The sequence below is a fragment of the Flavobacterium shii genome, assembly GCF_025847235.1.
GTDB classification, from domain to species: Bacteria; Bacteroidota; Bacteroidia; order Flavobacteriales; family Flavobacteriaceae; genus Flavobacterium; species Flavobacterium shii.
Genome location: NZ_JAOZEW010000028.1, coordinates 1 through 24,608 on the forward strand (window position 1 = coordinate 1; position 24,608 = coordinate 24,608).

At 33.4% G+C, this 24,608-nt stretch carries 21 protein-coding genes; 16 read left to right on the forward strand and 5 right to left on the reverse strand.

The window, feature by feature from the left end; genetic code table 11:
- Positions 1 to 25: 25 nt before the first annotated feature.
- The 10 genes from OIU83_RS20925 to OIU83_RS20970 all read left to right on the forward strand — a co-directional run bounded on the left by OIU83_RS20925 (position 26) and on the right by OIU83_RS20970 (position 12,058).
- On the forward strand, positions 26 to 829 hold the full coding sequence (locus OIU83_RS20925) for an ABC transporter ATP-binding protein (RefSeq protein ID WP_264208213.1): 804 nt from the start codon (positions 26 to 28) through the stop codon (positions 827 to 829).
- Positions 830 to 842: 13 nt separating this feature from the next.
- Positions 843 to 1,613 (forward strand): ABC transporter permease, encoded by a 771-nt coding sequence (locus OIU83_RS20930; RefSeq protein ID WP_264208214.1) that lies wholly within the window; start codon positions 843 to 845, stop codon positions 1,611 to 1,613.
- A gap of 418 nt (positions 1,614 to 2,031) precedes the next feature.
- Positions 2,032 to 2,424, forward strand: a complete 393-nt coding sequence (locus OIU83_RS20935; RefSeq protein WP_264208215.1) for a hypothetical protein — start codon at positions 2,032 to 2,034, stop codon at positions 2,422 to 2,424.
- Positions 2,425 to 2,597: 173 nt separating this feature from the next.
- Positions 2,598 to 3,680 carry an efflux RND transporter periplasmic adaptor subunit gene (locus OIU83_RS20940; RefSeq protein WP_264208216.1) on the forward strand — a complete coding sequence of 361 codons (1,083 nt, stop codon included), beginning with the start codon at positions 2,598 to 2,600 and terminating at the stop codon, positions 3,678 to 3,680.
- A 130-nt stretch (positions 3,681 to 3,810) separates the two neighbouring features.
- Positions 3,811 to 6,957, forward strand: coding sequence for an efflux RND transporter permease subunit (locus OIU83_RS20945; protein ID WP_264208217.1), 3,147 nt, complete (start codon positions 3,811 to 3,813; stop codon positions 6,955 to 6,957).
- 13 nt (positions 6,958 to 6,970) lie between these two features.
- Complete coding sequence (locus OIU83_RS20950) at positions 6,971 to 8,413, forward strand: TolC family protein (RefSeq protein ID WP_264208218.1); 1,443 nt, start codon at positions 6,971 to 6,973, stop codon at positions 8,411 to 8,413.
- Between the two features lie 265 nt (positions 8,414 to 8,678).
- The gene (locus tag OIU83_RS20955) at positions 8,679 to 9,755 is read left to right on the forward strand and encodes a LysM peptidoglycan-binding domain-containing protein (protein WP_264208219.1); all 1,077 of its coding nucleotides are present in this window, start codon (positions 8,679 to 8,681) and stop codon (positions 9,753 to 9,755) included.
- On the forward strand, positions 9,755 to 10,801 hold the full coding sequence (locus tag OIU83_RS20960; protein WP_264208220.1) for a PAAR-like protein: 1,047 nt from the start codon (positions 9,755 to 9,757) through the stop codon (positions 10,799 to 10,801). The genes OIU83_RS20955 and OIU83_RS20960 overlap by 1 nt, the downstream gene beginning before the upstream one ends.
- 2 nt (positions 10,802 to 10,803) lie before the next feature.
- Positions 10,804 to 11,418 carry a hypothetical protein gene (locus OIU83_RS20965; RefSeq protein WP_264208221.1) on the forward strand — a complete coding sequence of 205 codons (615 nt, stop codon included), beginning with the start codon at positions 10,804 to 10,806 and terminating at the stop codon, positions 11,416 to 11,418.
- Between the two features lie 25 nt (positions 11,419 to 11,443).
- Positions 11,444 to 12,058, forward strand: coding sequence for a hypothetical protein (locus tag OIU83_RS20970; RefSeq protein ID WP_264208222.1), 615 nt, complete (start codon positions 11,444 to 11,446; stop codon positions 12,056 to 12,058).
- Between the two features lie 378 nt (positions 12,059 to 12,436).
- Here OIU83_RS20970 and OIU83_RS20975 read toward each other — a convergent pair whose 3' ends face one another.
- Positions 12,437 to 13,186: a DeoR/GlpR family DNA-binding transcription regulator gene (locus OIU83_RS20975; protein WP_264208223.1), complete on the reverse strand. Its 750-nt coding sequence runs from the start codon at positions 13,184 to 13,186 to the stop codon at positions 12,437 to 12,439.
- Positions 13,187 to 13,270: 84 nt separating this feature from the next.
- Here OIU83_RS20975 and OIU83_RS20980 point away from each other — a divergent pair, with 84 nt between their 5' ends.
- Positions 13,271 to 13,804: a 5' nucleotidase, NT5C type gene (locus OIU83_RS20980; RefSeq protein ID WP_264208224.1), complete on the forward strand. Its 534-nt coding sequence runs from the start codon at positions 13,271 to 13,273 to the stop codon at positions 13,802 to 13,804.
- Between the two features lie 155 nt (positions 13,805 to 13,959).
- Here OIU83_RS20980 and OIU83_RS20985 read toward each other — a convergent pair whose 3' ends face one another.
- Positions 13,960 to 15,312, reverse strand: a complete 1,353-nt coding sequence (locus tag OIU83_RS20985) for a GH1 family beta-glucosidase (RefSeq protein WP_264208225.1) — start codon at positions 15,310 to 15,312, stop codon at positions 13,960 to 13,962.
- 356 nt (positions 15,313 to 15,668) lie between these two features.
- Here OIU83_RS20985 and OIU83_RS20990 point away from each other — a divergent pair, with 356 nt between their 5' ends.
- Entirely contained in the window at positions 15,669 to 16,133 is a 465-nt protein-coding gene (locus tag OIU83_RS20990; RefSeq protein WP_264208226.1) for a hypothetical protein, read from the forward strand.
- Positions 16,134 to 16,374: 241 nt separating this feature from the next.
- Here the strand turns inward: OIU83_RS20990 and OIU83_RS20995 are convergent, their stop codons facing one another.
- Positions 16,375 to 17,007, reverse strand: a complete 633-nt coding sequence (locus tag OIU83_RS20995; protein WP_264208227.1) for an NAD(P)H-dependent oxidoreductase — start codon at positions 17,005 to 17,007, stop codon at positions 16,375 to 16,377.
- A 112-nt stretch (positions 17,008 to 17,119) separates the two neighbouring features.
- On the opposite strand from OIU83_RS20995, the gene OIU83_RS21000 reads away from it, so the two are divergent.
- Positions 17,120 to 17,473 carry a winged helix-turn-helix transcriptional regulator gene (locus tag OIU83_RS21000; RefSeq protein WP_264208228.1) on the forward strand — a complete coding sequence of 118 codons (354 nt, stop codon included), beginning with the start codon at positions 17,120 to 17,122 and terminating at the stop codon, positions 17,471 to 17,473.
- Between the two features lie 211 nt (positions 17,474 to 17,684).
- On the opposite strand, the gene OIU83_RS21005 is transcribed toward OIU83_RS21000, so the two are convergent.
- Entirely contained in the window at positions 17,685 to 18,119 is a 435-nt protein-coding gene (locus OIU83_RS21005) for an META domain-containing protein (protein WP_264208229.1), read from the reverse strand.
- Positions 18,120 to 18,699: 580 nt separating this feature from the next.
- Here OIU83_RS21005 and OIU83_RS21010 point away from each other — a divergent pair.
- The gene (locus tag OIU83_RS21010) at positions 18,700 to 20,856 is read left to right on the forward strand and encodes a TonB-dependent siderophore receptor (protein ID WP_264208230.1); all 2,157 of its coding nucleotides are present in this window, start codon (positions 18,700 to 18,702) and stop codon (positions 20,854 to 20,856) included.
- Positions 20,857 to 20,989: 133 nt separating this feature from the next.
- Here OIU83_RS21010 and OIU83_RS21015 read toward each other — a convergent pair whose 3' ends face one another.
- The gene (locus OIU83_RS21015; RefSeq protein ID WP_264208231.1) at positions 20,990 to 22,282 is read right to left on the reverse strand and encodes a S28 family serine protease; all 1,293 of its coding nucleotides are present in this window, start codon (positions 22,280 to 22,282) and stop codon (positions 20,990 to 20,992) included.
- A gap of 154 nt (positions 22,283 to 22,436) precedes the next feature.
- On the opposite strand from OIU83_RS21015, the gene OIU83_RS21020 reads away from it, so the two are divergent.
- Together OIU83_RS21020 and OIU83_RS21025 are read left to right on the forward strand one after the other, a co-directional pair.
- Positions 22,437 to 23,411 (forward strand): ornithine cyclodeaminase family protein, encoded by a 975-nt coding sequence (locus OIU83_RS21020; protein WP_264208232.1) that lies wholly within the window; start codon positions 22,437 to 22,439, stop codon positions 23,409 to 23,411.
- Complete coding sequence (locus OIU83_RS21025; RefSeq protein WP_264208233.1) at positions 23,404 to 24,471, forward strand: proline racemase family protein; 1,068 nt, start codon at positions 23,404 to 23,406, stop codon at positions 24,469 to 24,471. The genes OIU83_RS21020 and OIU83_RS21025 overlap by 8 nt, the downstream gene beginning before the upstream one ends.
- Positions 24,472 to 24,608: the final 137 nt, after the last annotated feature.

Consider the following 24,608-nt stretch of genomic DNA (forward strand, 5'->3'; position numbering starts at 1 on the left):
TACTTAATTTAAATTAATTCATTTGATGATTATGAGTATTCTTGAAACAAAAAAGCTATCTCGTTCTTATGGAACTTTTAAAGCTGTAGATGGTCTTGATCTAAATATCGAAGCAGGCGAAATATTTGCTTTATTAGGACCAAATGGGTCAGGAAAAAGCACTACTATAAAAATGCTTACTACGTTATTGACACCCACAAGTGGGGAAGCATTTATTAATGGTTATAATATTAAAACCCGTACAGATGATATTCGTAGAATAATAGGTTATGTCCCCCAAATGATTTCTGCCGATGGCTCACTAACAGCCTATGAGAACTTAATGTTATTTGCCAAACTATTTGATATTCCGCGAAGAGAACGCAAGCAAAGAGTAGAGGAGGCCTTGAAATTTATGGGATTAGAAGAAGTTATGTATAAACTGGTAAAAGAATACTCGGGCGGAATGATAAGAAGATTAGAAATTGCACAATCTACTATACATCGTCCTTTGATATTATTTCTTGATGAACCTACAACTGGTCTCGATCCTATAGGAAGAAATGTAGTTTGGGAGCATGTTTCAGCTTTGAGAAAGCAATACGGAACAACAATTATCATGACAACACATTTAATGGAAGAAGCAGATGGTTGTGACCGAATTGCTTTAATGACACGCGGAAAACTAGCAATTATAGGTTCTCCAAAAGATTTAAAAGATTCTCTAAAAAAAGAAAATGCAACGCTCGAAGATGTATTTATTCATTATACAACAGATAATCTAACCGAATCGGGAAATAATTTTCATAATGTTTCCATAGAACGTAAAACAACCGGACGTTTAGGCTAAACAATCTATAACTATGAAGATAATCAATTTTATACGAAAAGCTTTTGTAATAGCTGAGTTGGAAATTAGAAAGATTTTTCATGATCCAACAGAGATAATAATGCGTTCCGTTCAGCCTGCTTTATGGTTACTTATATTCGGACAGGTATTTGCCAAAATGCATGCCATTCCGGGACAAACAAATTATATCGATTTTATGACTCCCGGGATATTAGCGCAAAGTGTTTTATTTGTTTCTATTTTTTCGGGTATTGCAGTTATTTGGGAACGTGATTTAGGGCTAATCCATAAATTACTAGCAACACCTACACCACGTGCAGCAATTGTTTTAGGAAAGGCTATATCTGCAGGATTACGTACATTACCTATTGCTGTTATCATTTATATATTGGCAGTACTGCTAAAAGTTCAAATTATTTGGAACCCATTGAATCTATTAGGCGTTCTGATAATTGTTATGCTGGGAGCAATATTTTTCTCTACATTCTCATTAATTATTGCTTGTTTGGTTAAAACCAGAGAACGATTCATGGGAATAGGGCAATTATTAACGATGCCTTTATTCTTTGCCAGTAATGCCATTTATCCTATTGAAATTATGCCCAATTGGTTAAAGATGATTGCTCAGGTAAACCCATTAACCTATATGGTCGATGCACTTCGCACTTTAATGATTGGGAATGTTTCTGGTTTTAGCCTCACCCTTGATTTTGTTATATTGTTACTTATTTCAACACTTTTTGTAGCGATAGGAGGATCTCTTTACAGTAAGGTTATTACTTAAAAACATGAAGAAAACTAATCGCAAAGGGGGGCTGAGATTTACGCAAAGGTCGCAGAGAAAAGATTCTAAGTTGCTAAAGGTCTAAGATTTTTAGCGCAGCATTCGCTAGGCTTTGTGTTCTTTGCTTAAATCTTAGTGCACTTTGCGGTAAAACTCATCGCAGCATTCGTCAATCTAAGCGTACTTAAAGATAAAATTAACCACAAAGTTCCTTACTCCTCAGAACCTTTGCAACTATTTATTTATCATTTTATTTCTTAAAAATTTTAAAGAATCGCGCTATTTTATAGAAACCGATTGAAATTTCTCATGCATAAGTAGTTGGTTAGTAAATGAAAACGTTTTCGTTCACTTTTACTTGTTAAACCTAATATAATTTATTTTTTTCTATCAATACTTTCATTACTTTTGGCGCCAAATGAAAAGACTATTTGTGGTTTTTGTGTACTTATGTTTACTTCTGTTAGGCGGAGGTCAATATCTTAATGCCGGTATGCATCAAAACCATAATTCTTCAAGTCAGAGTTTAGAAAAAAAGCATAAAATAAAATTTACGAATCAAGATTCGGGTAATTCTATTATTGAGGATGCCGACTTAGATATCGATGAAGAACACCTTAACGGTGACGATATTAAAGACGGGATTTCCAATAAGCTTTTCACAGAAAATTACAGTTTATTAGATAATTGGTATCTTACGTTCTCTTGTCAATCAATTTTAGATTATTGTCAAAAGAATTTTAAAATCTTCGCGCCATTCTGTGGCCAGTCCAATCCTATTTATATTACTCATAGAGTTTTAAGAATCTGATAATGATAAACATCGGTTAACTAATTTGTAACCTTGTCTATCCTTGTAGCTGTATAAAAACTTTACTACTTCATGTATAACATTTGGTTTTCATTTAGGCAACTGATGCAATTTTTCGTCTAAAGGAATCTTTGTATTCCAAGCATTCAATCGCTTAATTTCCAAACTAAATCATGAAAAGAATTATCTTGTTCACAGGCTTAATTGCCCTAGTGTGCCTTACTAGTTGTTCAACTAAAAAAGAAGAAAAAGAAGAAGCCGAGAAATTTACCGCTACCAATCCGGTACTAATCGACACTTCGTTTGTAAAAGAGTATGTTTCTCAGATTAAATCTGTGCGTAACATCGAAATCCGTGCTCAGGAAAAAGGGTTTCTACAAAATATTTATGTCGATGAGGGACAGTTTGTAAAAGCAGGACAATTATTGTTTAGAATTATGCCAAATATGTATCAGGCAGAATTACTTAAAGCACAATCTGAACAAAAATCAGTAGAAATTGAATTACAAAATTCTAAATTATTAGCAGATAAAAATATCGTTTCCAAAAACGAATTAAGTGTTGCTCAGGCAAAACTGCAATCAGCAAAAGCAGAGGTTGCATTAGCAAAACTTCACTTATCATTTACAGAAATCAGAGCTCCGTTTGACGGGACTATCGACCGTATCCCATTAAAATTAGGAAGTCTTATCGACGAAGGTGCATTGTTAACGAGTTTATCAGACAACAGTCAGATGTTTGCTTATTTCAATGTTTCAGAACCTGAATATATACAATATCAAACGAATGTAAAAGACCGTGCCGATGATAAAGTAAGTTTGGTTTTGGCAAATGGCGATACTTTCAAAGAAAAAGGAAAAGTTGAGCTTATCGAAAGTGAATTTAACAACGAAACCGGAAATATAGCTTTTAGAGCAAGGTTCCCAAATTCAGGAAAATTACTTAGAAATGGTGAAACCGGACAAGTTCAAATGCTTGTACCTCTTAAAAATGCTATTGTAATTCCGCAAAAAGCAACTTATGAAGTTCAGGATAAAAAGTATGTTTTTGTTATCGATAAAAACAATAAAGTGAGTTCAAAAGAAATTACGATTACAGGTGAAATTCCTGATTTATATGTGATTAAAACCGGAATTACCGAAAATGACAGAATTTTGCTTGAAGGAGTTCAGAAAGTAAAAGAAAATGACAAAATTAAATATGAATTCCAATCTCCAAAAGAGGTAATGAGTCATTTGCGCGTAAAAGCGGAGTAAGTTTAAAGTATGCAGTGATAGTATTCGGTGGCAATGGTAGTAACAGTTGATAATTGCTGTTTACATTTTCACAGTTTACATTTCACAATATTAAACTCCAATTTGGTTTAATCATTAAAAAAATATAAAAATGTTTAATAAATTTATTCAAAGACCTGTATTGTCGATAGTAATATCGCTTATAATTGTCTTTTTAGGGGTATTGTCGGTATTGAATTTACCTATTACACAATTCCCTTCTATTTCTCCTCCTGTGGTAAACGTTACGGCAGATTACCCGGGATCGAATGGAGAGCTTATGATCAAATCGGTTGTTATTCCTTTGGAAAGAGCTTTAAATGGAGTTCCCGGAATGAAATACATGACTTCTGATGCCGGAAATGATGGTGAAGCGAGTTTAAGAATTGTATTTAATTTAGGAACAGATCCTAATCAGGCTGCGATTAACGTTCAAAACCGTGTAGCTTCGGTAACCAATAAATTACCTCCTTTGGTAATTAGAGAAGGGGTAAAAATTACCCGTGAAGTTCCGAGTATGTTGATGTATGTGAATCTTTATAGTACGGATAAAAATACCGACATGAAGTTCTTGTACAACTATGCAGATATCAATGTATTGTCTGAGTTAAAAAGGGTAAATGGTATTGGATCAGGAGATATCTTAGGAACACGTGAATATGCGATGCGTATTTGGTTAAAACCAGATCGTATGTTGGCTTACAAAATTTCTGCCGATGAGATAATGGATGCATTATCAAGCCAGAGTTTAGAAGCTTCACCTGGTAAAACCGGTGAAAGTTCTGGTAAACGTTCTCAGGCATTTGAATATGTATTAAAATATTCAGGACGTTTTACAACGAAAGAGCAATATGAGAATATTGTTGTAAAATCAAACGCTAACGGGGAACTTTTACGTTTAAAAGATGTTGCCAAAATCGAATTTGGTAGTTCGATGTACGATATTTATTCAAACTTAAACGGAAGACCTTCGGCGGCGATTGTATTGAAACAATCTTTTGGTAGTAATGCCAATCAGGTTATTGAAGATGTAAAAGCTAAATTAGAGAAAATCAAACAAAAATTCCCTAAAGGAATGGACTATGAAATTTCTTATGACGTTTCTAAATTCCTTGATGCTTCTATCGAAAAAGTAATTCACACTTTGATTGAAGCTTTTATTCTGGTAGGATTAGTGGTTTTCCTTTTCTTAGGTGACTGGCGTTCTACGGTTATTCCAGCAATTGCAGTACCAGTTTCTCTTATTGGAACTTTTATTTTTATGACATTCTTCGATATTTCGTTGAACTTAATTACATTATTTGCTTTGGTTCTGGCAATTGGAGTCGTCGTCGATGATGCGATTGTGGTAATCGAAGCCGTTCATGCCAAGATGGAAGAAGAGCATTTATCGGCATTAAAAGCAACTAAAAAAGCGATGCATGAGATTGCAGGAGCAATTATAGCAATTACATTCTTAATGGCTGCGGTATTTATTCCGGTAGCGTTTATGTCTGGTCCAGTTGGGGTGTTTTATAGACAGTTCTCGATTACAATGGCAACTGCTATTATCCTTTCAGGTATTGTGGCTTTGACTTTGACACCGGCACTTTGTGCGATGATGTTAAAAAATAATCACGGTAAACCTAAAAAGAGAACTCCTGTAAATATATTTATAGATGGATTTAATAACAAGTTTAATCTTGCTCAAGGCAAATATCAAAATGTACTAGCAAAAATTGTAAACAGAAGAGCCGTTACTATTATAGCACTTCTTGTATTTTGCGCCGGAACGTGGTTGGTAAGTAGTACAGTTCCTTCCGGATTTATTCCAAATGAGGATCAAGGTATGTTTTATGCAGTTATTCAAACGCCTCCGGGTTCATCATTAGAAAGAACAAATGATATTGCATTGAAATTGCAAAAGATTGCCGAAAAGGTAGATGGAGTAAAATCAGTTTCGGCATTGGCAGGTTATGAAATCTTAACAGAAGGTACAGGATCGAACTCAGGAACTTGTTTGATTAACTTAAAAGACTGGAATGATCGTAAAGGATCTGTAGTTGAAATTATGACCGAACTGGAAGAAAAATCAAAAGATATTGCAGGTGCCAATATTGAGTTTTTCCAACCGCCAGCAGTACCAGGATATGGAGCAGCAGGAGGATTCGAACTTCGTTTACTGGATAAAACAGGTTCGGGTGATTATAAAAAAATGGAAGCTATTAACAATGATTTCGTAAAAGAATTGAACAAGCAACCAGAATTATCTAACGTGTTTACCTTCTTTAGTGCGAGTTTCCCTCAGTATATGATGAAAGTCGATAACGATTTGGCTCAACAAAAAGGAGTTTCTATCGAAAATGCGATGAATACTTTGTCGACTCTTGTGGGAAGTAACTACGAAATTAGTTTTATTAAATACGGGATTAACTATAAAGTAATCGTTCAGGCAGCTCCGGAATATCGTGCACAACCAGATGATATCTTAAAGCTTTATGTGAAAAATAACCGTGATGAAATGGTACCTTTTTCGGCCTTTATGAAATTAGAAAAAGTATATGGTCTTTCGGAAATTACAAGACATAATATGTATACTTCGACTGAAATTAGTGGTGGTGCTGCTCCAGGATATAGTTCTGGTACAGCTATTAAAGTGATTCAGGATGTTGCAGCCAAAAAATTACCTCGTGGATATGATATTGATTGGGCGGGTATCTCTGCCGATGAAGTTGCACAAGGTAATCAGGCAATTTGGGTATTCTTGATTTGTTTAGGATTTGTGTACTTGGTTTTGGCAGCTCAATACGAAAGCTTTATTCTGCCATTATCAGTAATTCTTTCTTTACCTGCGGGTATTTTTGGAGCATTCCTTTTGTTAAAATTAACTGGATTAGAAAATAACATTTATGCTCAGGTAGCAATGGTAATGCTTATTGGTTTATTAGGTAAAAATGCCGTACTGATTGTAGAGTTTGCGATACAGCGACATGCAGCAGGTAAAACAGTTCTTGAAGCTGCAATGGAGGGAGCGAAAGCGAGGTTCCGTCCAATTTTGATGACTTCATTTGCTTTTATTGCAGGATTACTTCCGCTTGCTTTTGCTACTGGTCCAGGTAAAATTGGTAACAGAACTATTGGTACTGCTGCCGCTGGAGGTATGCTTATAGGAACTATTTGTGGTGTATTTGTGATTCCGGGATTATATTACATATTTGCTAAAATCTCAGAGAAACACAAGTTGGTGAAAAATGAAGAAGAAAATCCATTAACAGAATAAATTGATAACAATCATGTATAAATTCAAATCATATCAATATGGTATTGCATTAGGTATATGTCTTACGGTTGCAGGGTGTAAAGCCCCTGCGCCTGAGACTATAACTCCAAGCACGCCAGTTCCTGAGTCATTTGGTGCAACAACTCAAACTCAGGATAACAATACATCGGCTCTACAATGGAAAGATTATTTTAAGGATCAAAACCTTGTAGATTTGATTGATGTTGCTTTAAAAAACAATCAGGAATTAAATATTACTTTACAGGAAATTGAAATCGCAAAGAATGATATTCGTGTAAAGAAAGGACTTTTATTACCTACAGTTGGTGTTCGTGCCGGAGCTGGAGTTGAGAAAGTAGGAAGATATACTAGTCAAGGTGCGGGTGATGCTTCTACAGAGATTAAACCAGGGGTAGAAACTCCTGATCCGCTTGGTGATTTTACTGTTTCTGCTTATGCAAATTGGGAAGTTGATATCTGGAAAAAACTGCGTAATTCTAAAAAAGCAGCAGTGAGCAGATATTTAGCTACTGTAGAAGGTAAAAACTTTGTAATCACAAATCTTATTGCCGAAGTTGCCGATTCTTATTATGAATTGATGGCTTTGGATAATCAATTGGATATCGTGAAGCAAACGATCCTATTGCAATCTAATGCTTTGGAAATTGTAAAAGTTCAGAAACAAGCTGCAAGAGCAACTGAATTAGGAGTTCAGAAATTTCAGGCTGAAGTTTTAACTTCAAAAAGTTTGGAGTTTGGAATTCTTCAGCAAATAAAAGAAGCTGAGAATAAAATCAACTTTTTGTTGGGTAGATATCCACAGGAAATAAAAAGAACGAATAATAACAACTTCTTAAGTTTGTTACCAGCAGCAGTGAGTTCTGGGATTCCTTCTCAATTATTGGCAAATCGTCCAGATGTAAAACAAGCAGAATTAGAATTGGTAGCTTCAAAATTAGATGTGAAAATAGCTCGTGCTGAGTTTTATCCTTCATTAAATATTTCGGCAGCAGTAGGAGTAAGTGCTTTTAAGCCTTCTTATTTGTTTACATTTCCAGAATCTCTAATCTATTCATTAGCGGGAGATCTTGCAGCTCCATTGATTAACAGAAATGCTATCAAAGCGGAGTTTGCCAGTGCAAATGCAAGACAACTTCAAGCGTTGTATAACTATGATCGTACGGTTTTAAATGCTTATCTGGAAGTATCGAACCAGCTTTCTAAGATTGATAACTTACAAAAAGGATACGATCTTAAATCGCAACAAGTAGATGCTTTAAACAGATCTATTGATATTTCGAATGACTTGTTTAAATCGGCTAGAATTGACTATTTTGAAGTTTTAATGACGCAACGTGATGCATTAGAAGCCAAATTAGAATTGGTTGATACCAAGAAAGAACAACTTAATGCTGCAGTCCATGTTTATAGAGACTTAGGCGGCGGGTGGAAATAGAATATAATTTATGTACGGAAAGAATTTCCGCACTATCAGAACCTCTTGAAAGTAAAATTTCAAGAGGTTTTTTTGTGTCCAATTCCAATCATACAGATAAATGGATGTAAAGATTACTCAGATTATCTTTATTTAATTATAAAAAATAAGCATAAAATTAAACCTATTCTATTGCTTTTATGTCTGATTGTTCTTGATTGTTTAGTAGTATAGTTCTTATTTTTACTAAAACAGGTAAGGATGTAAAAATTAAATTTGAAATTTTATGATACTAGAAACATATAAAGTAGTAGCCGAGGAAAAGTTAGTAGAGCTGGCAGCCAAATTTAATATAACTCCCGAGGAAATTAAACGGTTAAACCCTAATACACGTTTTTTTAAAGCCTTCTTTGGTCCTGAATATGTTGCTGCACTGCAACATATACAAGTTCCTGTGAGAGAAATAGTAAGTAATAAAGATATTCTAACAGATAAAAAAGTATTAGATAATTTAACCTTTGATCAAGAAGCCCGATATAGATGTGAACAAACCGTTATTACAAAAATTAATGGCATTACACAGAATCACGCCAATACCAAAACTGAATTTTTAATAGGCAAACAAGCAACCCAAGAAGGACTTTTTGTAAAAGTGCAAATGATTGACAATATTCTGCAAATGCAACCGGCGCAATTAGGTGAAACCATTACACTTTTAAACGGAGTCGAAAATGTAAAGAGTGATGCTACATTTATGATAAATCCCCATACAGGAAAGATAATTAAAGTAATGAATCATAATGAAATTATCGAAAAATGGAGAAAACACAAAGAATATTTAAATGCTAAATATGATTTTATTCGATTGGAACAGAATAGAGAAAGTTATAACCAATTTATGATTCTGGCAGGAAATCAGATTGTTCAAGAAGATAAATTAATTATAGATCTGGAGAGCAAACTCTTTTATCAATTGTTTTTTGATAAATATCTGGTCACAAACAAAGATTTGTTTGCCTCCTATAGACGTCCTTTCTATTCGCAATTATTTACAGGAACTAAATTAGGTTTAGATTTTAAACAAGATATCCTGTCCGAATATGAAGATGGAATTGTAGTACGAAAAGTGGGTACCATAAATCCTGATAGTTATGACGACGAAGAACTGGAAGAAATGTATAACAGGAAGTTTAAACCATTAATAAAGTATCAATTTTCGGAATTTAGTTTTAGTTATAGAGAACGAAGTGTTATAAATACCAAAGACCGATGGATAGAAAGTGCCGAAGTAACGATGATAGAACAAGTAAAAAACAACATCCAAATACTTGTAGAGTATAAACTAAAAAAAATAGATATATAATGGCTCAATCATATGTACCACAAGGAACAACGGTAATTTGCACTATGATGACTAATAGCAGTCCTCAAAAACTAGGTATTTCCAGAGCGGCTACTATCGTGCATAAAGCCAAAGGACAACCCTTACTTAATATTAACGATAAAAAATTATCGGGCCCTTTTGGCTGTAAGAATCCTGCAAAATTTTGGGGAGGATTACAGGCGTTGTGTCTGGGCATAGCACTCGCTGCCGCAGTGGTATTAACTGGTGGAGCAGCCTTGGTAGTAATAGTAGCAGCCTGTGCAGTGGGTGCCGTATCTGGCGTAGCGGCACTGTATAAAATGGCACATGATTGTGATATTATTGAAACATCAACATGGTTATTTCCGCATGATACTGTGAGGATTGATAAAGCCAAAGCATTGCTAAATGGCTCCAATATAAGTTGTACCAAAGGAGGGCTTGTAAATATTATAATGGATCCTGTTATAGCTCAGGATGCTGCAGAGCAAATAAGTAATAATAATGCTAAAGAAGTATTAGCCCAAATGGGATCACAATTTTTGGTAGGTGCTATTTCTATTATTGCAGCCCTTCCGGCAGGAGTAGTTGGTATTACTACTGCAGCAATTTTAGCAACGCCAATGTATTGGTTTGGGGAAGAAAAACCAATAACAGAAGCTATAAATCCCGAATTAAAAGACAAGTCTTACATAGGCAGTGCAGCCGAAAATGTTACTGGTGTCGTTGCCGTAACTGTACTTCCCGGATCTGGAGGCGTAGTAATAGGTTATGCAGTAAATACTGTAGGAAGAGCTACAGGAAGTTTTGCGACACAACTAGAGGGTGGTATTATAGCTGCTGTAAGCAAAGGTAAATTGATAAAAGACATTAAGCCAAGCCCTGCCATGGGTTGGGGTTTATTAGGCGCCATAGCGAACTTTGTTATTAATGAAGAATCTGACCGACAAGAAAATGAATTAGCTGTAGAAACTGAATATCTTAGTAAAGAATTTAATAATGATGATGCATCAAATGGAATAAGTGTAATAGCAAAAAACGCATAAATATGAGTAATTATAAAAATTATATAGGTTGGTTACTAGGCAGTTTTGTCTTATTTCCGCTATTGCTTCATTTTTACAGTACATATTCAATTAATAAAAATGATGGAAAAAAACACTATAAAAGTTATATTAATAACTCCATTGAAGTAAAAGTTAAGATGCCAAATTCTATGGGAAAAAGTAATCGAGGCGCAATTGATTATAAACCGGGTAACTATTTATCATCCTACAATCGCTCAGGCTCTAATAATGGAGTAATGGATAAATTAATTTTTTATAATGCAGAATATAAAAAATATTTTGCAATAACAGTATTTGATTTTTTAATGGAGTATGGACAAAGAAAGATTAATATAGTAGAAACAGTAATAAACGATAAAGAAATTTTTATTACTGCTAACCAGGAAGACTTAACAAGTCCTAAATATGGAACAAAAGAAAATCCAGTTCCGGTATTTAATTATAAAGGAGTTGAAAAGACTATTATGGTAGGTGTAGGGAATGATGGTTATCTATTATTAGAACCTACCCAACAAGAATATAAACACAATGTAATTACTTATTTAACGTATGTAATGCCCAAAGAAGAGTTTGAACAAAGGTTTGGGAAGCAGTAAGTGTAATAGCAAAAAATGCATAAATATGAGTAATTATAAAAATTATATAGGTTGGTTAATCGGTAGTTTTGTCTTATTTCCGCTATTGCTTCATTTTTACAGTACATATTCAATTAATAAAAATGATGGGAAAAGACATTATCAAAGCTATATCAATAATTCAGTAGCTATTAAAATTAAAATACCTAACAATATACGAAAAGATAAAATCCGTACAATTATCTTTAAACCTGACTACTACTTAACATCCTATAATCGCTCAGGTTCTAATAATGGAACGATGGATAAATTAATTTTTTATAATGCAGAGTATAAAAAATATTTTGCCATAACTGTATTTGATTTTTTAATGAAATATGGACAGACAAAAATTAACCTAATAAAAACAGTAATAAATGATAAAGAATTATTTATTACTGTTAACCAAGAAGATTTATCAAATCCTAAATATGGAACAAAAGAAAATCCTGTTCTGGTTTTTAACTATAAAGGAGTTGAAAAGACTATTATGGTAGGTGTAGGGAATGATGGTTATCTATTATTAGAACCTACCCAACAAGAATATAAACACAATGTAATTACATATTTAACCTATATCATGCCCAAAGAAGAGTTTGAACAAAGGTTCGGGAAGCAGTAAGTATAATAGCAAAAACAAAGTAATTATGAAAAAAACACTTAACTATGTTATAAGTGCTTTAGTAATTTATGTTATGCCTAAAGAAGAGTTTACAGCGCATTTTGAAAAGGGGAAATAATGCTGTTTAGAATATATTTAAAATAAATCTAGCAGGATTTAAAACCTGCTAGATTTGGTCAAAAAACAAATATAGTACAGCTTATTGCTGCAACTATGACTTTAAAGCCTTTCGGAAATTTATTCTTGAAAGGCTTTTTTATTTTTAGCCCAGACAGGAACGGTATCCTTTGTTTGCCTTCTTTAGGCAAGCAAAGATTTAGTGGATGGCTGGAATAGCTTCTTGTAAATAGTATATGTATTTTTAAGTATACTTGAGAATTAAACAATTATTACGCCAGCACTTTTATAAGGTTTTAAAGCTTCATCTTCTGGAGAAATATTGGTTACTAATATATTAATATCTTTTATTGGACAAACAAAATAGGCTTCGGCAGTTCCTACTTTTTCAATTGAACTTAATGCAATAATGAAATTCGAATTCTGAATCATGTTCTTCTTAACCTGCGAATCGTCATGTATAATACCAGTAACGCCACGTTCATGATGAATACTACAGATTCCTAATATACAGACGTCGGCTCTAAAATTTCTAAAGAAATCGATTGTTTCAATACTAGCTGTTGTAAAAGATGTTTTGCACATTTTTCCTCCTGCAAAAATCAATTCGATATTTGGTAAATCTTCTATTAATGCTGCTACAGGAAAACTATTTGTTATAACTGTTATTTTTAAATCATAAGGAAAACTTGCCACTAATGCGAGTGATGTTGTTCCTCCATCAATAAATACTACCTGACCATCTTTTAAATATGAAATTGCTTTTTCGGCAATGATTTTTTTGTTTTCGAGATCATGTTTTTCTCTATTTCTATAATGCAACGGGATTGGCGATGGAGCTACTGCACCACCTCGAACAGCCTTTAACAAGCCTTGATCCGAAAGTTCTTTTACATCGCGTCTTATCGTGTCTTCGGATACATTTAAGTACTCGCTAAGTTCCATTAAAGTGACTCTATGTTCTTTTGAGAGGTACTCTAAAATTACTTTTTGACGTTCTTCTTTTTTCATGTATTGCAATTTTATGTTGCAAATATAGGTTAATATTGCAATATATTGCAATATTTGCGTAAATTTGTAGCAAAATTAATTATGATGAAAAAGAAAACTATTGCCATTGACATGGATGGCGTGCTTGCCGACATTGAGGCACATTTAATTGCGTATTATAATAAAGAACATGGAACTGCTATTACAAAAGATAGCATTCAGGGGTTTAGTGAGGAAGAGGCTTTTAAGGAAAAAGCTATTTTACATGGAATTTTAAACCAAGAGAATTTTTTTAGGACATTACCTGTAATGGCTGATGCAGTGGAAAGTTTACTTGTGCTACAAGAAAATTATGAGCTTTTTATCGTTTCTGCCGCTACGCAGTTTCCTATATCTCTTTCTGAAAAAGTAGCTTGGCTTGGCGAACATTTTCCTTTTATTAAATGGGAAAATATCATCTTATGTGGAAGTAAAAATATTATTAATACAGATTATATGATTGATGATCATAGTAAGAATCTAGATTATTGCATGGGTAAACCTATTATGTTTACGGCGTTTCATAATATAAACCAAACACATCATTTAAGAGTAAACAACTGGAAAGAAGTGGTTGATGTTTTAGAGAAAACATTATAAGTTAGTTTAACCGTAAAAGGCACTAAGATTTATCTAATATTATATTGAGAAAATACAAAGTTCGCAAAGCTTTATCAATTACAGCTTTGCGAACTTTGTGTTTTATTTCATTGTGAACTTTGCGGTAAAAAATTAATAAATTGAGGTGGTTAAATTCAAGATAAAAAATCTTTAAACCACAATCCAGAATGTTTAATGGTTCTTTCTTGCGTTTTAAAATCAACGTGTATTAACCCGAATCTGGCATTGTAACCTTCTGCCCACTCAAAGTTGTCTATAAGACTCCAAACAAAATAACCTTCGACATTTAGACCCTCTTTTTTCGCTTTTAGAATTTGCTCCAGATGGTCTTGAATATAATGAGTGCGCTTAATATCGTATACTTTTCCGTTCGTTAAAATGTCTGGAAACGCAGCACCATTTTCGGTTATTATAATTTTTTTTATTCCTTTATATTCATTAAACTTTTTCAAAACATGATAAATTGCAGGAGGATAAACTTCCCATCCCATATCTGTTGTTATCACATTTCGTTTTTCGGCACTTATTAATTCAGCTCCAATATATGGAATTAATAATGATGATTTTACAACTTCCCGAGTGTAACATTGCAGACCTATAAAATCGAAATCAAACGATAGATTATTTAGATCGTTTTCCAAAATATAATTATTAAGCTTTTTAAGAACAGGCAAATCGGCTTGAGGATAACCCAATCCTAAAATAGGTTCTATAAAAGTTCTGTTTAATAAAGTATCAACACGTTTTGCAGCTTCAATATCTTTTTGGTTTTGAGTTGCCGGCTCAATATGTGTACATGAAAAAGTAGTTCCAATATTGGCTTGTGGTACTTGATTTCGTACTATACCTGCACCAGCTACTGTAGCCAATGTCACGTGATGCATGGCTTTAAGATAATTGGTAATGCCTTTTTTTCCTGGAGCATGAATACCCAGAAAATATCCTGCACCAGTAAAAATTGAAGGTTCGTTTATAATCATCCAATTTTTTACACGATCACCAAAATATTGGGCACATATGGTAACATAGTCGGAAAACCATGAGATAGATTCACGATTTGTCCAGCCTCCTTTTATTTCTAAATCATTAGGAAGATCCCAGTGATAGAGTGTGATCCAAGGCTCTATTCCAGCTGCTAATAAAGAATCGATGATTTTGTTGTAATAATCTATGCCACCTTGATTTACAGGTTGAATCCCTGTAGGCATAATTCTTGTCCAGCTGATAGAAAATCTAAAATTAGGAATATTTAATTCGCGAATTAAGTCAATATCATTTTGGTAAGAATTATAGAAATCGCAGGCGGTCATGGCATGATCTCCATTTTTTATTTTTCCTTTTTGAGACGTAAAAACATCCCAAATAGAAGAACCTTTTCCATCTGTATTATGAGCTCCTTCAATTTGGAATGCAGCGGTTGATACACCCCACAAGAAATCATCTCCAAATTGGCTTTTATTTAAAAAAGAATTATCAGTTTTATTCATTCAAATAAATTTTTCCTTTTTTTAATTTATTAATGAAGGAAAGATGATTGCATAGCTCTTAGAAAAAGCCATTCTTTGAATGAGACCAGGAAATTTAGATTAAAGAATTTCATAACTTTTAGTTTTATACAAATTAAAAAAAACAACATGAATTAACTGTAAAATGATTATTATCAAATCATTAAAAAAAAACTCAATCTTCCAGTGAATTAGCTGTTGGTACTTCGTGCAGATAATTATTTAGTCTCAGTTTCTTAGTACCTAAGTGCCTTTAAGCCTTAATATCTTTAAAAAATAACTAAACTAATCAACTATTTCTTATTTTTGAGGAAACCAACCAACTTAAAAATCAAACTATGAACCTGGAAATAATAAAAAAGCATGTGGTAACCCAATCAATTTCTTTATTTGTAATTACCTTATTGTTGTTGTTATACAGTTGTAATTCTAAAGAAAACCAATTTAAAGAAAAACAAACTTTTTATCAGGCAGTAAATGCCAATAAAGACACTGCACTTTTATCTATAGTGGTAAACAAAACTCGTTTCTACGGGCAGTATGAAATAAAATACGGCAGAACCACAAAAGATTCCGGAAGCATAAAAGGAAATATTAAAGACAATGTCTTTCTTGGGGAATATTATTGTAGACCTTATGGAGGCAACTTAAAAAGGGTTCCAATTGCTTTATTAAGAAAAGATAATAAATTATTTTTAGGAAACGGAGTAGTAACCACTTTCCTGGGATTACCTTGTTTCGCCACCGATGTCCCTATAAGCTACAGCGATGCCGAGTTTGTATTTGAAGAGATTAAAAAGTAGCTTTTAGTGTTCAGTTTTCAGTTTCAGTATTCAGTAGCAGTAATATAGTATTTACTCTCAATAAAAAAATCCCCTCAATATTATCATCCTTTATAAGGAAGAGCATATTGAGGGGATTTTATAGTTAAAAAAGTATTCAGTCTCAGTTTTTCAATCCCGATCCCGAAGCTTCGGGACGAGACGGGATAAAATCTTTGCATCTTTGGACCTTTATAAAAAACCGTTGAACCTCAAGTAAAATTTACTTAATTTCAGTAATAAATTCCTCTTTAGGAGTTCTAACTTTTTTCATGTTGACTAACCAGTCATTGGCTTCATCTCTGTAGCCAAGAGGTAACATTAATACACTTTTCAGTCCTTGTTCTTTTAGTCCCAAAAGTTTATCCATTTCTGCAGGAATAAAGCCTTCCATTGGTGTTGCATCAACTTTTTGTTCGGCTGCAGCTACAATTGCTATTCCCATAGATATATAAGCTTGGTGAGCTGCGTGATTTGCGTGAGCTTCTGTAGAAAGCGGTTCGTATAATCCCCAAAGCGTTTTTTTGTAATCATCCATTGTATCAGCTGGTAACCCTCTTTCGGCAAGAGTTTTGTTAAAAACTGCTGTTATTCTTTCAAGGGAATAACTATCCCAAGAAGCAAAAACCAACAAATGTGAACAATCGGTGATTTGGCTTTGATTCCAACCGATAGCTTTAATTTTTTCTAATAAATCAGCATTAGTGATTACAAAAACTTTATACGGTTGTAGTCCCGAAGAAGAAGGAGCAAGTCTGGCAGCTTCCAGTATATAATCCAATTTTTCTTGCGGTATTTTATTACCATTCATTTTTTTAGTAGCATATCGCCAGTTTAATGTCTCTATTAAATTCATTTTTATATCATTTTTAATTAGTGAATGCAAAATTATAAAATACTTGTTACTTTTGGTAACTTTGTAACGAAAAGTAATAGTGACAAAAGAGTAACTAACTAACTAACACAGTATGTTAAAAGAAAATGAAACCCAAGTAAAAGAATGTCATAATGCTGTAATAGCAATTCACGACGTGATGGATATATTAAACGGTAAATGGAAAATATCTATTATTGCTTGTTTGTGCTATAAAAAAATGCGCTATTCGGATTTATTAAAAGAGGTTAAAGGTATATCTGGTAAAATGCTTAGTAGAGATTTGAAAGAACTAGAAGCAAATTTTCTTATAACGAGAACTGTTTCGAGTACTCCACCAATTATGGTAGAATATGAAATTACAGAATATGGTGCAACATTAAAAAAAGTAACGAATGTAATTGCCGAATGGGGACTTAAACACCGCCAGAGAATAATCGAGAAATAGTTTTCGGTTTCAGTATTCAGTGTCAGTAACAGTAAAATGGTATTTACTCTCAATTGCCAAGAAATTAACGGCAAATATTCACAATCCCGTCCCGAAGCTTCAGGACGGGGGTAAAATCCTTTTAGTCTTTTTAATCTGTGACTAAAAAGTATTCATTTTAAACCTTTGTTCCTTAGAGACTCAGTACCTCAGAACCTTTGAAGCTTAAAAACTATTTATTTACTTTTTTAAACCTCATCATTGGCACATCACCTAATAATAAATTTAATTTGCCATCTTTATCAATTGAGTAGCCATTAATTTTTTTGATTATTTGCAAAAACGTTTGTTCTCCACCACCTTCGCAAAACATCATAGTAGTTGGACCTTGCTCTCCAAATGTAAGTGCTTTACCTTTTAATGTATATGGAGCGCTAAATCCATTACAGCCTGCATTACCAGAGACTTGACTTGTAGCTTTATCGAATTTAAGGAACGGTTTTTTATCAGGATATAAACCTTCAAAAGCAATACGGGGACCAGAAATATACTCCAGTTCCCAAGATGTATTGTAAAGATCGGCAGTGTTTGTCGTGTCTTTCATCGTTGTACAAGAATTAAAAGATAGGGCCAAAATAGAGACGAATAATAATACGTAATTTTTCATAAAAAGATATTTTTGAACATAAATTTAAAGGTTTTTAATCGAATTTACTTAAAGAAAGTATGATTATTTTTATTTATATAAGTTACTTTTGCAGAAAATAAATAAGTCTGAAGCAATTCTTCCTCATATTACTTTCCTCTATTTTATTGTTTCCATCTTTTGGAAATGTATTGGTTTACGCAATGTTTAAAGTAAACCAAGATAAAATTGCGAAAACTATTTGTGTGCAAAGAAAGTTAGAATTCAATACTTGTAATGGAAGATGCGAACTTAAAAAAAACTTGCTAAAGTTAGACTCTAATGAAAAAGAGATGCAAAACATCCTTAAAGAAAAGCAAGAACTTGTTTACATTCAGAATTCTGTTATCGAAAGCATTCCTAATAATAAATATGTCGAGAATAATTTAATTTCGTTTTTTTATTTTTCAAAGAAACCAATCTCAGTTTCTGTAGCAACATTTCGACCCCCAGCTTATCTTATATAAATTCTAATTCCAATTTTCAATCTTTATTGAAATGAACTTTCATGGTTTTCTGCCAGTGAAATTCTTGTTATTGTTTAAAATTTATATAAGTCTAAATGAAAAAAATACTTTTTGCCCTATTAATAATTGGGCATATTGCTTTTGCACAGCATAAAACCACCAAGGACAACGCCAAAACCGAAGAACTGGATAATATTACCATTTATGGAAAAAAAGAAAAACGTTATAACGATACAATTTCTTCTATTGCCACAAGAACAGCTACAAAACTTATTGATATTCCGCAATCTATACAGGTAATCTCCAAAGATATTTGGCAAGATCAGGGTGGTTTAAATCTTAATGAAGTTTCAAGAAATATGGTTGGAGTTGCCAACACAACACCATATAGTTCATTTTCTATGAGAGGGTTTAATAATTATGGAGATGCTTATTTATTGACAAATGGTATGCGGGGTACTTTATATCATTATAGCCAGAAAGTGTTGCTTTATAATCTCGATCAGGTCGAAATAATGCGGGGACCAGCCTCTGTAATGTATTCAGTTGGTAATCCGGGAGGAGTTATTAATTTAAATACGAAACAACCACTTGACAAAGCAAGATATGAAGTGAATTTTACCACTGGAAGTTGGAATTTATTTACTGGTTTTGCCGATGCAACGGGTCCATTGACCAAAGATAAAAAGCTTAAATACAGATTGGTAGTAGGAGGTGAGGATAGTGATAGTTACAGAAACTTTCAGTACATGAAAAACCTGCTTATTACACCTACTTTGCAATATGATTTTTCGGATAAGACCTCGTTGAATATAGATTATACGTACTTAAAAATGAATTCGCGTTTTCAATATGACAGAGGAACTTACATTAAGAAAAAGAACGATGGAAGTTATGATTTTGATAATGTTGATCCAAATTTTACAACTCAGGGAAATCCTTCATTTGGTAGAGATAAAAATTCTTCGGCTTCGCTAACATTCAAACATAAATTTGATGAAAAGCTTAGCCTTATAGTAATGAGCCGATATGTAAAAAGAAATTTGGATATGCTTGATGTTTATGGATTTGGTCCTTTAAATGCTACACAAGATAGTATTCCGAGAGAGGGAACTACCTGGAAATTTAACACACAATGGATTTCGAATACAGCTTTTTTAAAGTACAATTTTAAAACATCTAAATTTATTTCTCATGAATTGATATTAGGTGCAGATATCATTCAGGATCGCGTTCTTAAAAACTTATATGTTAGCAAAGTATATCCTTCGTTAAGCATTGACAATCCTGATTATTCTCAGGATGCAATTGTGATTAATGATCCAAATGTACCATTGGGAGATGAGGGAATTGATAATAATACTAAGGTTACCAATAATTATGCTGGATTTATTCAAGACCAAATTTCGATAGGAGAAAAATGGAAACTAAATTTAGCAATGCGTTATAATACATATCACTACAAGCAAAAACCGGTAGACGAACTTGATGCAACCGGAGTAGAAATAACATCGGATGCAAAGGCGTGGGTCCCAAGAGTTGGAGTCGTTTATGAACTTAAAAAGAATATAGCTTTATATGCTTCGTACACAGAATCATTTGAACCACAAAATAATAATAACGTAGGTGCTGGCGGTCCTTTTCCTCCAAAAAAAGGAAAACAATACGAAGTAGGATACAAAGGCGACTTTTTGTCCAATAGATTAAGTACTACGCTGGCACTATATGATATTGATTATGTAAACTTACTTGTTGCCGATCCTAGTGATCCAAATAAGAAAAGAAGAATTGCAATTCCGGGTTTAAACAGTAAAGGAATAGAAGTATCTGCGCAAGGTATTATATCTCAAAACTGGTCTGTAATAGGAAGTTATTCTTATAACGAAGTAAAATATTTGGCTAAAACATCAATTGGAAATGTGGGCGACAGACCTTTGAATGCACCAAAATATGTTGCTAATGTTTGGTTGGAATACAACTTTACAGAGACTATTTTTAAAAATCTAAAATTAGGAGCAGGAATTAAGTTTCAAGGAAACACTTTAGGAGGTAGTTATCGCGATGATTCTATTTTATTACCCGCTTATTCCTATATCGATATGTCGGCAAATTATAGATACAAAAATTACTTTGTAGGTTTAACTGCCAATAATATTACCAATAAACTCTATTTTCCAGGCGCATACGGTACAACATCTTTATTTACCGGAACCCCTCAAAATATTAGATTAAATCTGGGGTTTGTATTTTAGTTATTGGGTACCTACTTGTTTGACTGTGCGTCCCGAAACTTCGAGAGAAGTCCTTCAAAGTATAAAAATTGTTTTATATCATTGGGAATAAAAAAAGGAGAAAAGTGGTTTACTTTTCTCCTTTTTTATAAATCTATTTGGCCAACCAACTCTTGAGAGTTTTCATTATTTTTTCCTGATCCTGTTGTGGGAAGTTTTTGATTCTTGTGGCATGACTACCTCCGGGTAAAACCATTTTTAAAGCATCAAGTTTAGGATTAGGTGTTGGAGAACAAGCACCCCAAGTATCGTAACCGCCATAAATAAAAAGTATTTCTGAACCTTTATTTTCGATATATTCTCTAACTGTTTTAATGTATTTTGGATTGTAATTTATTGAAACATCTTTTGGAGCAAATCTAGAATTTGAAGTACTTTTTACCGCTGTTAATAAATCTCTTACAGGAGTAAAATCAAAACCATAGTACCCCAATTCGCTCATGTGTTGGTAATAAGATGGGAGTAAATCATAATAGCTTTTATCATTATAAAAGCTAATTCCGACGATTTTATTCATATAGGTAAACAATTCTTTGGCAGAAGCAGTATTGGCTGGAATGTCTTCACATTTTCCTCCCCATTGCCAGAAAGAAAAAGGAAATTCCAGCGCACTATATTCTAGCGCTTCATCCATTGAAACCTCTGTAAAAGTCATTTTTTTCTCCTCGGCATATTCTTTTATTTCGTTAAGAAGAGCAGTTTTATTTTGCAGTAATGCACGTTGAAATTCAATTATTTTTTCACGACATTCTGTAGTGCCCACAGTTGCAAGATGTTGTTGTATTCTGGGATCTTCCTGTGTATTAATTAATGGCGCTACGTAAGGAACAGCAATAGCAACATCATTTGGATATTTGGATTTGTAAATTAAGGTAGTTTCTCCGCCTTTACTAATTCCTGTTGAGATCCATTTTCCTGTGTATAATTGTTTTAATTTGGTAACAATAGCATGATAATCAGCTATAGCCTGATCATTGGTCAAGTACTCCCAAGGAACTGGGTTCGGTCTGGATTTTCCGTAAAAACGATATTCTACAATAACCTGATTAGCATTTAATAAAGAACTTAATTCGGTTTTTGTATATCTGGCAGCATATCCTTCGGTTTCAATCACCATCGGGCTATTGTAATCGAGATGCGATAAATAAATGTAATGTTTAAATGTTCCCTTTTTAGGGTTTTTATGATCCAATGGCTCATTAAGAACCAATTGATATGATTCTTTAAAACCTTCAAGATCTTTCATTTTGGTAATTTCTACACCAGAGAATAATTGGGTTAATTTATTCTCTAAATCGGTTTTAATGGTAGTTTCTGTTTGAGCAAAACTCAAGTGTGAAGTAAGGGAAACAAGCAGAAGTAATAAAATGTGTTTTAACTTTCTCATTATTTTTAAATTGATTTTTTTATAAAAATATACCCTTCAAAACTAATCAATTTATACTATATTAACCTTAAGTTGCCTTATGTTAACTAGTTCTTTGTGAAATAGGATTTTGAAAAAATAATCTGCTATTTTTAGTGAAATTTCAACTAAATATATGGAACCTATTCAACTTATTTCGGACAATTTTATTGAAGAAAATTGTGATTTTAAAAAACTAATAGAAGGACTTCGAGAGGGATTTTCGACAGAGAAAATAGAAGTACCACTTCGGCATCATCATGATTTTTCTAATCCTGAAGAAAACAAAGATTCAACATTATTACTAATGCCCGCATTTCAACCCGGTAAAGATTTAGGTGTAAAAATTGTTACTGTAAGTCCTAATAATGGCAAATATGATTTGCCTTCTATACAAGGAACCTACATTTATCTGGATGCACATAAAGGGAATATCAAAGCAATTCTTGACGCAAAATCCTTAACAAGCAAAAGAACTGCAGCAACATCGGCATTGGCAAGTAGTTATCTTTCGCGCAAAGATGCTTCGTCTATGTTAATGATAGGAACTGGTGCATTGGCAATTAATTTAATACAGGCACATGCGAGGGTACGCCCCATAAAACAAGTGTATGTGTGGGGAAGAACCATACAAAAAGCACAATTGGTTTGTGATGCATTAAGAGACTTTCCTTTTACTTGTAGAATAGTTTCAACTATCGAAGAAGTAATATCAGATGTTGCTATTATTTCTTCGGCTACATTATCACCAATTCCACTTGTATTTGGCAAATGGCTTAAAGAAGGTCAACATCTGGATTTAGTAGGTGCCTATAAAAAAGATATGCGAGAAGCTGATGATGAAGCAATCCTAAAATCAAGCGTATTCCTTGATACGTACCAAGGTGGGCTAAAAGAAAGTGGCGATATTTTAATTCCGTTAACCAATGGAATTATTACAAAAGAATCCATCAAAGCAGACTTATTTGAATTATGTAGTAATATAAAAGAAGGCAGAACAACTGATACTGAAATTACTTTTTTTAAATCTGTGGGTCATGCCTTAGAAGACCTTGTTGCAGCCGCTTATTTTTATAAAGAGTTTAATTTAAAATCATTAATAAATGTCTAAAGTTTACAATAATATTTGTACTAATATAGAGTATAAAATAGCATCGGATATGCTACAAATAAAAACCATCGATATGCATACGGGAGGAGAACCGCTACGTGTTATTGTTTCGGGTTTTCCAGAACTTAAAGGAAATAGTGTGCTAGAATATCGCAGAGATATAAAGGAAAATTACGATTATTTAAGAACGTCATTAATGTTTGAACCTCGAGGCCACGCTGATATGTATGGTTGTGTTTTGCTTCCGCCAAATGACGATGATGCCGATTTTGGTATTTTATTTATGCACAATGAAGGATATAGTAGCATGTGTGGTCATGCGATTATTGCCATAAGTACCCTGGCTGCCAAGATGAATTGGATTACTGTAAAGGAAGGAGAAAATGCACTTAAAATTGACGCTCCATGTGGACGAATATTTTCTTATGTTAACATTAAAAATGAAGAAGTAACAGGAGTGAGATTTCATTGTGTACCAAGCTTTGTAGTAGGCTTAGACCGTGTTGTAAATGTTTCGGGTATAGGAAACATTGTTTATGATTTGGCTTATGGCGGCGCTTTTTATGCTTATGTCGATTTAAGAAAGAATACAAATTTGAATTTTGGTTTAACCGAAGAAGATTATCGCACTATTATTCAGAGTGGTATAGATATAAAGCATGCTGTAATGGATCAAGATAAAGAAATTTTGCATCCATTTGAAGATGATTTAAGTTTTCTTTACGGAACAATTTTTATTGATGAGCCACAAGAAATTGCGAATCATAGCAGGAACGTTTGTATTTTTGCTGATGGCGAAGTAGATCGCTCTCCAACAGGTTCGGGCGTCTCTGGCAGAATCGCTATTGAGAATGCAAGAAATGCCATAAAACCAAATGAGTCTATTACGATAGAAAGTATTACAGGAAGCACATTTAACGGTTCTCTTATTAAGGAAAAAGATTTTGGTAGATTTAAAGCGGTGATTCCGCAAGTCGAAGGAACTGCTTATGTAACAGGTATAAATACTTTTCTTATAGATCTAAAAGATCCAATGAGAAATGGGTTTATTTTGAGATAGGTTTTTTTTGAGGTTCAAAGGCGCTAAGGTTCTGAGTGACTAAGAAACTGAGAATGAAAACTTTTAGCCACGACGTAACCAGAATCTTGTCACCCTGAGGAACGAAGGGTCTCCATTAGTAGCTCTGCAAAGATTGT